We start from the raw sequence: 15,291 nt of genomic DNA, 5'->3' as shown, positions 1-15,291 counted from the left end.
TGACAGCAGCGGCGACTTCCGTACCGAGAGATGACACGCCGAGGGGCCGTGTGTGGGGGCGACTGAGATGGCGACGGACCTGCGGGACCGACTGGCCACCGGGCTGCGGGCCTCGCTGCTCTCGGCCGTCGTCCGCTCGCTCGCCAACGCTGCGCTCGTCGTTGTCCTGACGCGGTACCTGCTGGAGCCGGAGCGGTACGGCCTGCTGTTCCTCGCCCTCTCCGTCGTCGGCGTGGTCGGCTTCCTCGGGACGCTCGGGCTGCCGAAGTCGACCGCACGCTACGTCACCGAGTACGGCGAGACGGCGCCCGGGCAGATCCCGCACCTGCTCGTCCGGTCGGCGGCCCTCCTGATTGCGCTGAGCTGCAGCGTGGGGCTCGTCCTGGCCGGGGTCAGCGGGCCGCTGGCGCGGCTCCTGGGCGAGCCCTCGTTGACGCCGCTACTGGTGGCCGGTGGGGGCTACGTGGTCGCCCGCTCGGGGTACAGCTACTGCAACGTCGTCTTCCAGGGGTTCAACCGCGTCACCTGGAGTGCGGTCGTCTCCATCGTCTCCAACCTGGGTCGGCTCGTGGCGGTCCTCGGCCTGGTGCTGCTGGGCTGGGGAGCGCTCGGGGCCATGCTGGGCTACGTCGTCGGGTTCGCCGCCGCGATGCTCGTCGGGGGGTACGTCCTCGTGACGCGGTTCTACCACCCCGCCGACGGGCCGGAGGCGCCGTCCGAGGGGCTCCTCCGCCGCCTCGTCGAGTACAGCGCGCCCCTGACCGCCACGCGCGCGGCCAACGTCCTCGACAAGCGGGTCGACACCATCCTCGTCGGCGTCATCCTCTCGCCGGTCGCGGTCGGCTACTACACGGTCGCGAAGCAGGTGGCCGAGTTCGCCGCGGTCCCGGTCTCGGCGTTCGGGTTCACCGTCTCGCCCGCGCTCGGGGAGCAGGCCGCCGCCGGCAACGTCGAGCGGGCCGCCCGCCTCTACGAGGAGTCGCTCCGTGGTGTCCTGCTGCTCTACCTCCCCGCGGCCGCCGGCCTGGTGCTGGTCGCCGAGCCGCTGGTCCGGCACGTCTTCGGGACCGACTACCTCGGCGCCGTGCCCGTCCTCCAGGTGTTCGGCGGCTTCGTCGTCGTCAACGCGGTCAACAAGGTCACCAACGACGGCCTCGACTACCTCGGCCGCGCGCGCGAGCGGGCCGTCGCGCAGGGGTCGATGGCCGTCGCCAACGCCGGCCTGAACGTGCTGTTGCTGCCCCTCGTGGGCGTCGTGGGGGCGGCCATCGCGACGGTCCTCACCTACAGCGTCTACACCGGGGCGAACGTCTACGTCATCCGGGCCGAGCTGTCGCCGTCGCTGGCGCGGCTGGCGACCGACACCGGCACCATCCTCGTCGTGACCGGCGGCATGGCGGTGCTGGTCCTAGTGCTGTTGCCGTACGTCACCGGCATCGCCACGCTGCTGGCGGTCGTCGCCGCCGGCGGCGCGGCGTGGGCGCTCCTGTCGGTCCTGACCGGGCTGCTCGCCCCGCGGCGCGTGGTCTCGTTGCTGTCCTGAGTCGTGTTCTAACCTGACTGGAAGTATATTGGAGTTGTAACTCAACTCTGTGAGATATATTCCAATCTGACCGGTAATATGCGGAATTAGTCCAGCGGAGTGGTGGTTTGTCACCACTGTCTCGGGAAGCCAGTTCGGGAGCGCCCTGGCCCCACCGGCATCAGGATGGTCGCTCGGCAGTCCGTCGTCTCACTCGGCAGCCAGTCGCTCGTAGATGGGTTCGAGGTGGGCGTGGCCGACCACGGCGACGACGGCCCCCTCGGTCCGCAGGGCGTCGATCCGCGACGACATACTCGCCTCGCGGAGCTCGTCGACGAGTTCCTGCCCCGGCGGCGGCTCGAGTGCGCCCAGCAGTGCCCGGCTCCGAGAGAGCTGTCGGGCCTCGTGGGCGGCCTGCGCCGCGGGCGGGTCGGCAGTGGAACTGTCGTGGGAGGCCGGCGTCTCGACGGTGGGGGACCAGGGTGTCACCGTGCGGATCGCCGCGCCGACGGCACAGGCGACGGCGTGTCTGGAGACGGAGATGGTGTCCCGGATGGCGGAGACGGCCGCCTCGCGATCCGTCTCCCGTGAGCGAAGCGCCTCGACGAGCCGCCGCGCGTACGCCCAGTTGGGGGCGTCGATCCCCACGACCCGTCCGTCGCCACTGGCTGCCAGCGCCGCGGCCATCTCGCCGCCGTCGTACTCGCTGGCCGTGCGTCCGTCGCCCGACCCCGCGTACTGTCGATAGAGTGGTATCACGAGCGGGGACAGCTCCAGGGCCACGACTGCCGGTGTGACCCCTTCGACCACTCGCCGCGCCCGCTCTCGGCTCGCCGGGTGGTCGTGTGTGACGCCGACCAGGACCACGGTCCCGCCCGTCTCGGTTCCAGGCACGACTCGGAGATAGCTATCGTCGAGTCGTGGGTCGTCGAGCCGCGGATCATCGAGTGGCCGACCATCGCACGGTGCGTGGTCCTGTGGGTGGCCGCTCTCCACGTTTGCAATCGCGTCAGTTCCTCCATGCTCGTCCGTCTGGTCGTGCTCGGTCATTGCCCGGGTGTCCGCCCGCTTCGACCGCGAAGCGAAGAACTACCTCCGGTAGCGGTTCTCTATACAAAGCCCTACCGACCGGTGCGTCCGCAACGTCCGGTCGAGCTGTCGCTACCGGATTCCGCGTCCTGCCCGGGCGTCGGAACACTGCCCGACTCGCCGGACCCACTCCGGCGCTCGCACATCGCGCCTGCTGGAGAGCGGCCGCTGCAGAAGCTCACGGCTCCGTCCGCTGGTCTGGAACACCGAACGTCGTCGCCTGGCCGCACGACAGCGCCCGTTGTCGTCGCCTGGCCGCACGACAGCGCCGGATGTCATCACCTGGTCGTGGGCGCGTGAATCCGACAGGCAGTGCTCCCGGAGTGCGGCTGCGAGCAGAAAAAGAATCGGCAGTGAACAGGGACGCGGGACCGCGAGCTACAGGTTCTTCTTGAGGCGGATCTCGTCGTCCGTAATCGTGTCGATACGGCTCTTCTGCAGGGCGTAGTCGTCCTTGTCGGCGTCGCCCCAGCCGAGCTTCGATCGGATGGTGTCGGTGATCCCCGGGTCAGCGTCAACGTACGCGGTGCCCTCCCTGACCTCGGTGACCATCCCGATCTTCTTCCCGCTGGAGTCGACTACGCTCTTGCCCTCATCGTCGTCGGTTACGTGCATTCGTGCCATCGCGTTCCGGACTGGACACCCGGACGGCATTGTTATAGAGGTGGTATCTCCCCCGGGTCGCGATACCTCCGCGTTACCGGGTTCTGGGCCTGGAACGGGGACCAGCGGGAAACTGTAGGACCGGCCATCCGTCCCGGCGTTGTCGGACTACCGCTCGCGGCCGATCCCATCTCCGACTACCGCGAGCTGCTTCCCCCGACATCGGGCTCGCGACCGCCCCATCCGGTAGTGTCGGTGTCGCTCACTCCGATGGTGACACCGGCTCGCCGTCGGTCATCGCGCCGTCGCTCCCGGCCTCGACCGCTGCGCCGTTGCCCTTCGTGCGGTCCTCGTCTGGCTCTACCGTCTCGGGGGGCTCGTGGTCTGCCCGCCGGACGATCACGTCCAGGTCACGGTTCTCCGCCCGGTCGGCCGCCATCGCGGACAGCAGGCAGGCCGTCCCCAGGACGAACAGGACGGGCGCGTTGCCCCGCCGGCGCTCGGGCTCGCGGAGCCGGTCGGCGAGCGCCGCCCCGAGCGAGCCACCCGTCGTGGCGGCCCCGAGGAGGTACAGCCCCGCGAGCGGGTGGGTATCGTCGACGACGTACCGCCGGCCGAGGCGCCACAGGAAGTCCCGGAGCAGGAGCGACGATACCAGCGGGATGTACGTGCGGTAGCTGATGTGGCTGGTCTCGTCCTCGTACACGGCGCGCCGCTGGACGTCCGCCACCCGGATGCCGTGGACGTTGCACCGCACCAGGATGTCGTTGCAGTAGCCGTACCCCTCGTAGATGGCGTCGATGTCGATGGCTGCCAGCGCCTCGTGGGAGATGGCGGTCGAGCCGTTCTGCGGGTCCAGCACCCGCCAGTACCCGCTGGCGATCTTCGTCAGGAGCGAGAGGATGCCGTTGCCGACCTGGCGGTGGCGCGGCATCCGGGAGCGGTCCGCGCCGAGGAGCCGGTTCCCCTTCGCGTAGCCCGCCTCGCCCGTCGCGACGGGCGCGACGATGCGCTCGACGATGTCGGGCTGGGTCTGGCCGTCGCCGGCGATGACCGCCGTCACGTCGACGCCGTCCGCCAGCGCACGCCGATAGCCCGTCTTGATCGCCGCACCCACGCCGGCGTTCGAGGCGTGCTTGACGGGCAGGACCCGCCGGTCGAACGGCGCTTCGCGGTCACGGGTCCGGTCGTTGACCGCCCGTGCGTGCTCGAGGATCTCCGCCCAGGTCCCGTCCGTCGACCCGTCGTCGACGACGTATGCGCGGTCGACGAACGGCGGGAGCGTCTCGATCACGTCGCCGACGAACCCCTCCTCGTTGTAGGCCGGTATCACGGCCCCGATTGTCTTGCCGTCGTACATGGTCAGCCCTCCCGCCCCGCCGACTGTCGGTGTGCGAGACGGGCAGGTAGCGGAGATATGGTGCGGTTTGTTTTGGTTATCCCCGCCATATCGGATTGAAAGGAGGAGTAGGCGCTTCCTAATTCGACCATGAACCGTTCGAACGGAGATAACCGGAGATTAAGTAGGGAACGGTCCGAAACGCTCAAGATAACTCCTATCCCATCGCGGACGAATGGCTGAAACCGATATGCGACGAGACGAAGCGCGTGAGACTGGATGGGTGCGGGCCGAGTATGACTTCTCGAAGGTTAGCGCGACGACTGCAATCGTGGAGACCGTCGCGACCGCCACGGGCCAGGATGAACTCGCGATGCAGCCGCTGGCCGAGACGATACCGCCGGATCCGATAGACGACCTGTTCCGGACCGACCGGAAGAGGGCAGCCGACAGCGGCGCGGAGTTGACCGTGACCTACAGCGGGTGCCGCGTGACCGTCGAGAGCGACGGGACCGTCGTCGCCCGCCCGACGTAGCGTCGAACTCACCCGACGGCCGCGCTCCGGAGTTCGAGTATCGCCCCGAGGCGCTCCGGGCGGCCCACCACTTTGCCGTCCTCGACCTCGTAGCTGAGCAGCCCAGCGGCCGCCAGCCGCGGCAGGTGAACGTGGTGGAGGCGGAGCAAGACCTCCTCGCGGTCGACGGACCCGCGGTGACGGTCGACGACACAGTCCGCCAGCGCCTCCAGCGGCATCGGTCCGGACTCCGAGGCGAGGCACACGATGACGTGCCGCCTGCCCTCCACGGTCAGCAAGCGGAGCTGCTCGTCGAGTCCGATCTGGCTCCCGGTCGGGTCCGTCCAGGTCTGCCATCGGTCGGTCACTCCGTGCGTGTCGAGTCGCTCGGTCGCACTCGCCGAGTCGTTCCACCGGTTCATGGCCGGTCCGACGGTGGCACTGGGTAATACCATGCCGCCTAGTCGACTAGTGCCGGCCAATCGAAGGTCCTCGATCCGACCTATCCTACTAGCCATCGTCTGACGGGCGGCTGACAGCGCCGGACCGCGTGCGCCCCGCTCGAGGGACTCGCGGCCGGGAATCACCGCCCGTGGTCGTCCAGCGTGGCGCTGTAGCCGGGGAGGATGTCACCGTCGTCGAGTTGCTCCAGCAGGCGCTGTGTCGCGCGCCGGACGTGCTGGTAGAAGGTCGGCGAGGAGATGCCCAGCATGGGCGCGAGTTCCTCGCCGGTCGAGTGCCGTGGGGACTCGAAGAACCCGCTCCGGTAGGCCAGCTCCAGGGCCTCCCACTGCCGGCCGGTCAGTGCCCTCCGGATATCCGTCTCGATGCTCCCGGTCCCCCGAAGTGGTCGTTCGGTGGTCCGCTTGGCGACCAGCTCCGTCTCCGGGTACAGCGACGTGACGAGCCCGTGCACGGTGTACGGGTCGGACTCCGGGGAGGTCTCGATGACGAGCGTCGCGGTACCGTACTCCGCGACGATGGACCTGATGCTGGCACCCTTCGTGGAGAGCGCCGCGGCGACTGACCGGCCGACGCGACACTCCACCGTCCCCCGGTCCTCCGCGGAATCGACGACCCGGGCCACGTCGACGGCAGCGTGCTCCGCCTCGAAGTAGTCGGCGACAGCCGCCGGGTCGCATCCCTCGACCGTGAGGTAGGAGATGGTGCCACCACCGGCCGCCGGCAGGAACGCTTCCAGTTCGAGCCGGCAGTCCAGCGCCCTCGTCGCGCCGACCATCGGGAAGGATGCATCGGTGATCCGTGACTCCAGTTCGACGACCGTGCCCCTGTTGAGCAGCCGTTTGCTCGCCGCGGCATCGATGGCGTGGCCCACCCGCTCGCCGAGTTCGTACAGGAGGTCGCACTCGTACTCATCGAAGGCGTCGGCTCGGCCGGTTCCGACGAGTATCACGGCGTGGACCGTCCCGTCGAAGGACACCGGGACCGCAGCGACCGCCTTGCAGCCCCACTCGGTCGCCAGTTCGTGCCAGGATCCGGACGGCGGGTCCTCCAGCAGGTCGCCGGTCGTGCGGACCCCCCGGGCCGTGACGGCCCGGGCGACGAGTCCATCCGGGGTCCGATCATCGGCAGACGAGAGGTCGAGCTCCGGCAGTGATGGGGTGTCGATCCCGTCGCACTCGGCCGGAACGAGCCGCTCCTCGACCGCGTCGTACTCGCCGTAGCCGGCGAACTGGTAGATCTCCGAGGACGCGAGTTCGCGCACGAGCAGCGTCTGGATCTCCTCGGACGTGGTCGCGCGCGCGAGCCGCCGGTTCAGCGGTCGGAGACTGCGTGTCAGCTGCTGGACCCGCTCCAGGGAGTTGCGCTGCCGGGCGAGGGTCCGCTCGCGACACTTCCGGTCGGTGATGTCGCGAGTGAAGCCGGCGATCCTGTCGGGCGGCCCGCCGTCGCTCCTGTCCCCGTCGAACACGGGTGTCGCGCGGATCCAGGCCCACCGACCGAACTCCTCGCGGGGGTTGACCCGGATCTCGATGTCGATCGGCTCCCCCTCGGCAAGTCGCTCCACGGCCTCCATCGCGGTCGTCCTGTCCTCCGGATGGATGGCGTCGAAGAACGTGAGCGGGTCGTCCCGGACCAGTTCGACGGGGTGGCCCCACATCCGCTCGTATGCGGCGTTGATGTAGAGCAACTCGTCGAACGCCCCCCGGAACAGCCAGAGGATGTCTGGGGAGTGTTCGAGGAGGTCCGTCAGTAGCTGCTCCCGGAGCGCCGCCTGCCGGTGTTCCGGGGTCACTCCGGAGTTGTCGCGGACGATGGCGGTGACCAGTCCCCGTTCCTCGTGCTCGTGGAGCCGGACCTCGACTGGGACCTCGTGGCCGTCGGCGTGCAGCGCCGTCAGGGGAGTGGGGTCACCCACGCCGAGACCCCTATCACCGCCCCGGACGTAGCGTTCGAAACCCTCGCGGTGGCGAGCCCGCAGCCGCTTCGGGACGAGCTGGGGGAGCGGTCGCCCGACGAGTGCGGTGGGCTCGTAGCCGAGAATCCGCTCGACCGCTTGACTCGCGTGGACGACGGTGCCCTCCTGGTCGACCGTCAGGAAGGCCTCGGCGGCGTCCTCGACCAGTCCCCTGTAGAACGACTCCCCCTCGGGAACCGCGGGCTCGACGCCAGGTTCCCTGTTCTCGACGCCGCGTTTCATCGCATCGTGTTCGCGCTTCGAGAGCAAAACCGCTCCGGTGTTCGGACCCCGGCGGCCGGGAGGGCTCGACGCGGGGCCGTGGAACTACCCGCCATCACCCCCAGCGGAGTCGGAGTGTGTCGACGTTGCGCTGGTACTGGGTCGGTGGGAGGCCACTCTTCCGGACCCGCTTGCTGGGTTCGATGAGCCCGACCGCCTGGAGCTGGTTGAGCTTGCGGTAGACGGTCGCACGTGGGATGTCGCAGGTCTCGACCAGCTCCATCGCGGTCATCGGGGTGTCCGCAGCCGCCAGAAGCGCACGGCAGTCCTCGTCGCTCAGCAACTCGATGACGGTCCACGTGTCGCCGCTGTCGGTCCCGCTGAGGTCGATTGGGAGGCTATCCGAGTCCGCGGACGCTTGCTCGGGGGATTCTGTCTGAAGCATGGCTGTGGTTCGGCACACCGGGGCGGGTCGCGTGTCCGTGCCGGGCAGCTCAGAGCGGATCGTCCACCGGCTCTCACGCGCCCCGCCAACGGCTCTGTGGCTCATTGCCCCGAGGGTTCCAACATAAACCCCGATATCAGTTCTGACGCCGTTTCAGAGCGTTAGAAGGCTTCTAACCCAGTAGGAGTCGACTACCGATACGGTCCACGATGGCCGTTCCGCCATCTCCAGGTGCCCGGCCCCGTCCCGTGACTCCACCCGGGACGAGCCCGCCAGCGGTCGCCAGCACCGGGACCGCTGGCTACGGACACGCCCGCAACTGTGACCTCCGGACTGGCGGCTCCGGTGACGCGTACGGGGCACCACCGGGTAGCGACCTGCGTGCGGTCGAACCGCGTGGGTGGTCCCCTCCAGCGCTGGGACCGTGGCCCTCCTGCGGGGTCACGGCTGGCGCCCTCCGGGCGCGCCTGTCGGTCACACCGCTCGATTCCACCTCACAGGCCAGCCGCGGGCGGGAGCAGTCGTCGCCACCGGTGTCCGTCCGACCGCCCCCGGTGCTGCTCATGGGTGGGGGTGACGGGAGATCGACGGGCCATCGACCGTAAGGACGGACGGGCGTACATGATACTTGAGTGTTACATGGTAGCACGTCACTATGGTCTCGGTAGCATGAGGTTTCGTCGGGCAGGTTCGCCCCGTAGTGGTTGATTCGCGACTGCTACGTGCCGCTCGGGGGAGGGACCGGTGCCTATCACGACCTGGTGGGAACCCGAGGACGCCCGGAACTGGCCGTTCGGCAGTACCGAGAACATAACTATCCCCCCGACAGGCTTGGGTCGCGATATGGCAGACTGCCTATCAGAGAGTGACCGTGCACGTATCACCGAGTTCGTGAACACACCCCGGTACCAGCGGAGCCCCGACCAGCTCCTCCCGGAGGACGAGGAGAGTGACGCGGCCTCGGATCGGGGCCCCCAGAACGAGTGAGAACGCGATCGTACGACGGAACTTACCGGCGGTGGGACGCCTCCGGCGTCCCGCCCGTCACTCTTCTTTCGGGTGCCACCACGACCCCCGTGAGCCGGCACTGGAGCCACCGGACCGGAATCAGCCAGGTGGGAGACGACAGATGCCGGTTTCTCCGAGGCCGTGACCGGTAGCAGGCAAATATCAATACCTCCTCCCCACCGGGGGCCGGTGTCCATGATGTCACTCGACTCGGGGCCGACCGACGACACGACGGGCGCTGCACTGTGCCGTGACTGCGGCACGTACGTCTCGAAGCGCTTCGCGAGGGTCTTCGGTGACAACGAGCACCGTGTCTACGGCTGCCCCTCCTGCTCGACGTTCCGCGAGCGCTCCGAGGGCGGGGCCACGGACTCGGACGCGAAGCGCTGGTGGTACTGAGCTCGGGAGCGGCGACCCTCGGCGGCGGATGCGGTGGCGGACTCGGGAGAGGAAGGTTGCGAGCCTCTTGGCCCGGCCTCTCGAGCATCCTGACGCGGCCGGCCCCCGTCCGATACACCAGCGGGAGAATCAGGTGGTGGTTATCCGGTAGCAACCTGAGCATAACGAAGGCCACGCCACGGTATGGGTTGGTATCCATCCGTCGGTGCGCGGTCACCTCGGGTGGGCGTTCCGACACCACTTCCATGAGACCAGCAACGATCACGGTCACGATGCTCGATGCGGTACCGACGCGTGCGTACGCGGCACCCAGACCACCGCGGCCCGTCCGGCCCCCCACGTCGCGATGGCGACCCGGCACGGGGCCGGACGAACGGACCCGGTCCGGCGGGGGTGAGACCTGATGTGTGGCATCATCGGGCTCGTCGGACACGACGACGCCGTGCCGGCCGTCCTCGACGGACTCGGGAACCTGGAGTACCGGGGCTACGACTCCGCCGGCGTCGCGATGCGGAACGGCCACGGGCTGGAGGTCGCGAAGCGTGCCGGCGAGATCTCCGATCTCGCTGCCGACCTGACCGACGCGCTCCCGGAGGGCGAACTCTGCATCGGCCACACGCGCTGGAGCACACACGGCGCCCCGACCGACGCCAACGCCCACCCGCACACGGACTGCACCGGGAAGATCGCGGTGGTCCACAACGGCATCGTCGAGAACCACGCCGAGCTCCGGAGGGGCCTCGAGACCCGGGGCCACGAGTTCGACAGCGATACCGACACCGAGGTCATCCCCCACCTCGTCGAGGAGCACCTGGAGGAGACGGGCGACGTCGGCGCGGCGTTCCGGCGGACCCTGGCGGAACTGGAGGGCAGTTACGCCATCGCGATGGTGGTCGCGGACGGGTCCAGCATCCACGTCGCTCGCCAGGGGTCGCCACTCGTCATCGGGCTGGGGGACGGTCGGTCGTTCGTCGCCAGCGACGTGCCGGCGTTCCTGGAGCACACGGACCGCGTCATCTACCTCGAGGACGGCGACGTGGCGGAGATCTCCGCGGGCGGCTATCGCATCGCCACGGCCGACGGCGAGCCGGCCGACCGACCCGTCCGGACCGTCGACTGGGCCCCCGAGGACGCTCGCAAGGAGGGGTACGACCACTATATGCTGAAGGAGATCAACGAGCAACCCGACGCGATCCGGCGGACGCTCCACGGGCGGCTGTCGACCGACCCCGTCGAGGTGGACCTGGATCTCGACGACCGCCTCGACGGGGTCGAGCGGGTCCACCTGGTCGCCTGTGGTACCTCCTATCACGCCTCGCTCTACGGTGCCCACCTCCTCTCGCGGTACGGGACCGATGCGGGGGCGTGGCTCGCCAGCGAGTACCCCGGCCGGATGCCGACCATCGAGGAGGGGACGCTCGTCGTCGGCGTGACCCAGAGCGGCGAGACGGCGGACACCCTGAGCGCACTCCGGCACGCCGCCGACAGTGGCGCCCGGACGATGGCGGTGACGAACGTGCTGGGTTCGACCGCGGCCCGCGAGTGCGACGAGGCGCTGTTCATCCGCGCCGGGCCGGAGATCGGCGTCGCCGCCAGCAAGACCTTCTCCTCACAGGTCGTCACGCTGACGCTCCTGGCGGGCCACTTCGCGGCCCGCACCGGCGGTATCGGGCCCGAACTGGCGGAGCTGCTGACCGCGCTGCCCGCGCTCCCCGGGCAGGTCGAGACGGTGCTGGCCGGGACCCCGGCCGAGGGAATCGCGCGCCGGTACCACGACCAGCGGGCCCACTTCTTCATCGGGCGCGGGACGGCGCACCCGGTCGCACTCGAGGGCGCACTCAAGTTCAAGGAGATCTCCTACGAGCACGCCGAGGGGTTCCCGGCCGGCGAGCTGAAGCACGGTCCACTGGCGCTGGTCACCGAGGAGACGCCGGTGGTCGCCATCTTCACCGGGCGCGACGACGAGAAGACGCTCGGGAACGTCCGTGAGGTCCGCGCCCGCGGGGCCCCCGTTATCGCCGTCGCCAGCGAGCGGACGAGCGTCGGTGCCGAGGCCGACGAGATCCTCTCGGTCCCGGAGACGCATCCGGACCTCCAGGGGTTGCTGGCGAACGTCCAGCTCCAGCTGCTCGCCTACCACGTCTCGGACCTGCTCGACCGCGCCATCGACAAGCCACGCCACCTCGCGAAGAGCGTCACCGTCGAGTGACGCGTTCGGCTCGCCTCCGGCAACGGGCGAGACGTGGTCCCCTGCCTCCCCTCAGTTCCAGTCCGCCAGCGAGACGAGCGTCTCCGCGTCCGCGACGATGAACTCGTCGTCGTGGAGCTGTTCCTCTTCCGCGGGAAGGAGGATGACCTGGCCACCGTGGTCGGGGCCGTCGATGATCATGAGCGGGTCGAGCTGGTAGCCCAGGTCCGCCTCCAGGTCGGGGTTGGTCGGCTGCTCCTCCCAGAGTGTCCGTAGCGCGGCCGTCATCACTCCACCCTCCTGCTGCCGGTGGCCACCAGGCTCGCTCCTATACGATGATTACTGCTGCATCGCACACCGCGGGTTCCTACCATGCCCGGTAACACCGTCTTACTCCTTATGAGGGCTCTCACCACCGGGGGTCCAGATACGTACCAGTTCCCGCTGGGATACTGTCCAGAACGCCGTCGGGAGTCCCACAGGCCCGTTCCCGAAGCGCCGCCGCCCGGTCGCGTGCGGGCCCTCGGTCGGTAGTGTGTCTATACTTCTCGCACGAGTGACATTCACACGCACTTCTACCCGCCGCTCGAACGGCGCACCCGCGGGCGGAGGACGCTGCCGGCCACGGCGACGACCAGGACGGGAAGCGTGACCGACCAGAGGTCGACCGCGGGGAACCACCCCGCCAGCACCGCCTGGCGGAGGTCGTGGACGGCGTCGAGGAGCTGGACGGTGGCCCCGAGCCAGGCGAACCCGAGGACCGCCCGCCGACTCACGCCCTCCGTCCCGAGGAGCAGGTACCCCCAGTACGCCCCCACCAGCACGCCGCCCCTGGCGAGCACCATCCCGTCGAAGCCGACGGCCTCGATGAGGAACCGGATGGTGGGGTTCAGCTCCACCGCGCCGGCACCGACGTACACGGTCGTGAGCCAGGAACTCGCGAGACTGGCGCTCAGCGCGACGGCGTACGCCGCGCGGAACGGACGCCCGGGCCGGAACCCGCCGTCGTGGTGGGACATGCCCCCGGATTCCACGGGTCTCCGGTTTACTACGCGGTGGTTTCGAACGGTACAGTCGGACTATCCCTCGGGCAGGCGACCCCCTCCCGACCTGTCCGGACCGACGTGTCGCCGGGCGCCGGAACGCCCGGTCGCTGAACGAACGTTCGGCCCCCCGTACAGAGTGTCTACCGACAGCGAGAGCCCACAGCCGCTGAGAACCGGCGTCCCGGGGCCCGGCCGCGACAGGTCGACGACCGGGGAACGGCGTCCATAACAAAGCCCGATATGGGGTAAGACCGAATTATGTCGACGGAAGACTGCGACAGGTGCGGACGTGTTCGGACGAGCGACCTGCAGGCCGGCAGCCGCCGCGAACGCGTCGGGGGCACCGAAGCCACTGCCTGCACGAGTGAGCGAGAGCGGGGCGACAGCTGCACGGGTGAACGAGCCGTCGGGGCCAGGGTTGCCGTCCCGTCCGTGGGGGGAGTCCGATGACGGGGACCTGGTGGAGTCGGGCCGGGGCGGTCGCGCTGGCGCTCCTCGTGGTCACCGCGATGGGTGCGGCGGTCGCGTCGACGACGGACGCGCCAGCGAGCCGGACAGGCGCCCCCGCCCACGGCAGCGTCGACGTGGTGTTCGTGGTCGACAGCTCCGCCAACGCCGAACCGCTCGGGGAGGCGCTCGAGGAGGAGCTGCCCGGGGTCGCCACCGCGATGGAGGAACGGGGCCTCGACCCACGGTTCGGGCTCGTGACCTACGAGTCCGACGCGACAGTCGTGACCGGGCTCTCCGACGACGTGGGGGCCGTCGAGAGCGGGCTCGCGGGCGTCGAGTACAGCGGGAGCTTCGAGAACGCCTCCGAGGGCGTGATGGCCGCCTCCGGACTGTCGTACCGGAGTGGTGCCGAGCGGTTCTACGTCGTCCTCACCAACGAGGACGACTCCAGCTCGACCGCTGACCGGGCCACGGCCGACGAGGCGCTCTCGGGCCGCTACGCGACACTGTTCGCTGCTGGGCCTCGCCCCTGGGAGCGCCGTGCCGACGCGGTGGGTGGGACCTGGTACGGTGTCCCCGCGGCCTTCCAGTCGGGGAGCGCGGACGTCGCGGGAGCGATGGACCAGCTGGTGGACACCGCCGAGACGACGGCCGAGCGCCGTGTCCAGCGGGTACAGGCACCGAGTCCCGACATCGAGATCACCGACGCCACCATCACCCCGGAGAAGACGGTGGTGGGCTCGCCCGTCGAGATCGCGGTGACGGTGACGAACGAGGGGGACGGCGACGGGACCTTCCGGCCGCAGTTGCGGAGCGACGGACGGATGGTCGGGGGGAACGCCGACCGCCGGTCCATCCCGGCCGGGGAGTCACGTACCTACCGGTTCACCCACACGTTCGACGAGCGCGGCTCGTACGTGCTGAGCCTCGACCACGACTACGTCGGTCAGGTGCGGGTGGCGGATCCCGGCCCCGTCACGACAGCGGTGACCCGGACGGAACTGGGCATCAGCGCGCACGTGAGGAACGCCTCCGTCGCCCACCCGGTGACGGTCGACCTGCCGTCCGACAGCGTCGCCGACACCACCGGCGTCGCGTTCGAGCAGCTCGGCATCCGGGCCGCGGAGTACGGGGACCTCTCGCTGCGACTGAGCCAGTCCGCACGCCCGGACGAACTGGCCGCCTCCGATGGCGTCAGGTCGCTCTCGACCGTGATCGTCGATAGCGACCCATCGGCGGCTACCGGGAACCTGAGCGTCCAGTTCAGTATCAACCGGACGATGTATCCGGACCTCCGTGGGTCGTCGGTGTTCGTCGCCCGCCCGGGTGGCTCCGATGGGCCGGCGCGGATCGAAGCGGAGCGTGTGAACACCACTGCCACCCGGTACGTCTACCGCTTCGAGACCGCCGACGAGTTCCCGGCGGTCTACACGGTCGCGACTGGGACGCCCGCGGTGTCGGTCGAGCGGGCGGCGCTGAGCCGCGACTACATCCGGACCGGGGAGGTAACGACCGTAACCGCGACCGTCCGGAACGATGGCTCCGGGGGCACCCTCTCGGCAGTCCCACTCCGGCTCGACGGTGACCTCGCTGGAGTCAGGCTCGTCCCCATCGGGGCCGGCGAAACCCGGACCGTCACGTTCACCGTCTTCCTCGACAGCCCGGGGCGCTACAACGTCTCCGTCGGCGACGCGGCTGCGGGAGACCTCATGGTGGGAGCGGAGTTCCTGCCGGAGCACCAGGACGAACCGACCGGACCCGGGGCCGACGGTGACGGTCCCACCGGGACGACTCGCGCACAGTCACGGTAGCCGCTCTCCCGGACCGGCCACCGGGGAGCGGCCACCGGCGTACTCGGCAACGAGGGGAGGTCCGCTGCTCCCCCGGTCGAGGACACCGACCGCAGCCCTGTAGTAGGCCACTACTTCCCGTGAACGGACCATCACAGCCATTATCAGGACCCGCAGACCGTCGGCCGATGTCGCTCCCACACTGCGTGTCCCTGTCGTCCCGTGTCGTCTCGCTCAGGCAGCTCTCGCTCGGAGGG

14 protein-coding genes are annotated in these 15,291 nt (G+C 69.5%); 6 read left to right on the top strand and 8 right to left on the bottom strand.

Annotated features, from left to right (window positions below; all coding sequences use genetic code 11):
• Nucleotides 1–67 precede the first annotated feature (67 nt).
• Complete coding sequence (locus P2T62_RS11370) at nucleotides 68–1,543, top strand: flippase (protein ID WP_276261512.1); 1,476 nt, start codon at nucleotides 68–70, stop codon at nucleotides 1,541–1,543.
• A 189-nt stretch (nucleotides 1,544–1,732) separates the two neighbouring features.
• Here P2T62_RS11370 and P2T62_RS11365 read toward each other — a convergent pair whose 3' ends face one another.
• From P2T62_RS11365 to P2T62_RS11355, 3 genes are all read right to left on the bottom strand, one after another.
• Entirely contained in the window at nucleotides 1,733–2,572 is an 840-nt protein-coding gene (locus P2T62_RS11365; protein ID WP_276261511.1) for a hypothetical protein, read from the bottom strand.
• 417 nt (nucleotides 2,573–2,989) lie between these two features.
• The gene (locus tag P2T62_RS11360; protein WP_276261510.1) at nucleotides 2,990–3,235 is read right to left on the bottom strand and encodes a PRC-barrel domain containing protein; all 246 of its coding nucleotides are present in this window, start codon (nucleotides 3,233–3,235) and stop codon (nucleotides 2,990–2,992) included.
• A gap of 241 nt (nucleotides 3,236–3,476) precedes the next feature.
• Complete coding sequence (locus P2T62_RS11355; protein WP_276261509.1) at nucleotides 3,477–4,574, bottom strand: glycosyltransferase family 2 protein; 1,098 nt, start codon at nucleotides 4,572–4,574, stop codon at nucleotides 3,477–3,479.
• 214 nt (nucleotides 4,575–4,788) lie between these two features.
• Between P2T62_RS11355 and P2T62_RS11350 the strand changes: the two genes are divergently transcribed.
• A complete protein-coding gene (locus P2T62_RS11350) occupies nucleotides 4,789–5,088 on the top strand; it encodes a HalOD1 output domain-containing protein (protein ID WP_276261508.1) in 300 nt (99 codons plus the stop codon).
• Between the two features lie 8 nt (nucleotides 5,089–5,096).
• On the opposite strand, the gene P2T62_RS11345 is transcribed toward P2T62_RS11350, so the two are convergent.
• The 3 genes from P2T62_RS11345 to P2T62_RS11335 form a co-directional block, all read right to left on the bottom strand.
• Entirely contained in the window at nucleotides 5,097–5,489 is a 393-nt protein-coding gene (locus tag P2T62_RS11345) for a DUF7344 domain-containing protein (RefSeq protein ID WP_276261507.1), read from the bottom strand.
• 161 nt (nucleotides 5,490–5,650) lie between these two features.
• A complete protein-coding gene (locus tag P2T62_RS11340) occupies nucleotides 5,651–7,729 on the bottom strand; it encodes a bacterio-opsin activator domain-containing protein (protein ID WP_276261506.1) in 2,079 nt (692 codons plus the stop codon).
• A 94-nt stretch (nucleotides 7,730–7,823) separates the two neighbouring features.
• Nucleotides 7,824–8,153 carry a winged helix-turn-helix domain-containing protein gene (locus P2T62_RS11335; RefSeq protein ID WP_276261505.1) on the bottom strand — a complete coding sequence of 110 codons (330 nt, stop codon included), beginning with the start codon at nucleotides 8,151–8,153 and terminating at the stop codon, nucleotides 7,824–7,826.
• 843 nt (nucleotides 8,154–8,996) lie between these two features.
• Here P2T62_RS11335 and P2T62_RS11330 point away from each other — a divergent pair.
• The 3 genes from P2T62_RS11330 to glmS all read left to right on the top strand — a co-directional run bounded on the left by P2T62_RS11330 (nucleotide 8,997) and on the right by glmS (nucleotide 11,769).
• Nucleotides 8,997–9,140 (top strand): hypothetical protein, encoded by a 144-nt coding sequence (locus tag P2T62_RS11330; RefSeq protein ID WP_276261504.1) that lies wholly within the window; start codon nucleotides 8,997–8,999, stop codon nucleotides 9,138–9,140.
• A gap of 216 nt (nucleotides 9,141–9,356) precedes the next feature.
• Nucleotides 9,357–9,560: a DUF7563 family protein gene (locus P2T62_RS11325; protein ID WP_276261503.1), complete on the top strand. Its 204-nt coding sequence runs from the start codon at nucleotides 9,357–9,359 to the stop codon at nucleotides 9,558–9,560.
• Between the two features lie 403 nt (nucleotides 9,561–9,963).
• On the top strand, nucleotides 9,964–11,769 hold the full coding sequence (gene glmS, locus P2T62_RS11320; RefSeq protein WP_276261502.1) for a glutamine--fructose-6-phosphate transaminase (isomerizing): 1,806 nt from the start codon (nucleotides 9,964–9,966) through the stop codon (nucleotides 11,767–11,769).
• 51 nt (nucleotides 11,770–11,820) lie between these two features.
• On the opposite strand, the gene P2T62_RS11315 is transcribed toward glmS, so the two are convergent.
• Together P2T62_RS11315 and P2T62_RS11310 are read right to left on the bottom strand one after the other, a co-directional pair.
• Entirely contained in the window at nucleotides 11,821–12,036 is a 216-nt protein-coding gene (locus P2T62_RS11315) for a hypothetical protein (protein WP_276261501.1), read from the bottom strand.
• Between the two features lie 287 nt (nucleotides 12,037–12,323).
• Nucleotides 12,324–12,767: a hypothetical protein gene (locus tag P2T62_RS11310; RefSeq protein ID WP_276261500.1), complete on the bottom strand. Its 444-nt coding sequence runs from the start codon at nucleotides 12,765–12,767 to the stop codon at nucleotides 12,324–12,326.
• Between the two features lie 473 nt (nucleotides 12,768–13,240).
• On the opposite strand from P2T62_RS11310, the gene P2T62_RS11305 reads away from it, so the two are divergent.
• The gene (locus tag P2T62_RS11305; RefSeq protein WP_276261499.1) at nucleotides 13,241–15,055 is read left to right on the top strand and encodes a CARDB domain-containing protein; all 1,815 of its coding nucleotides are present in this window, start codon (nucleotides 13,241–13,243) and stop codon (nucleotides 15,053–15,055) included.
• Nucleotides 15,056–15,291: the final 236 nt, after the last annotated feature.

Origin of the sequence: Haloglomus litoreum, assembly GCF_029338515.1 — an archaeon.
Lineage (GTDB): Archaea > Halobacteriota > Halobacteria > Halobacteriales > Haloarculaceae > Haloglomus > Haloglomus litoreum.
This window is presented reverse-complemented; position numbering and strand designations above follow the sequence as displayed.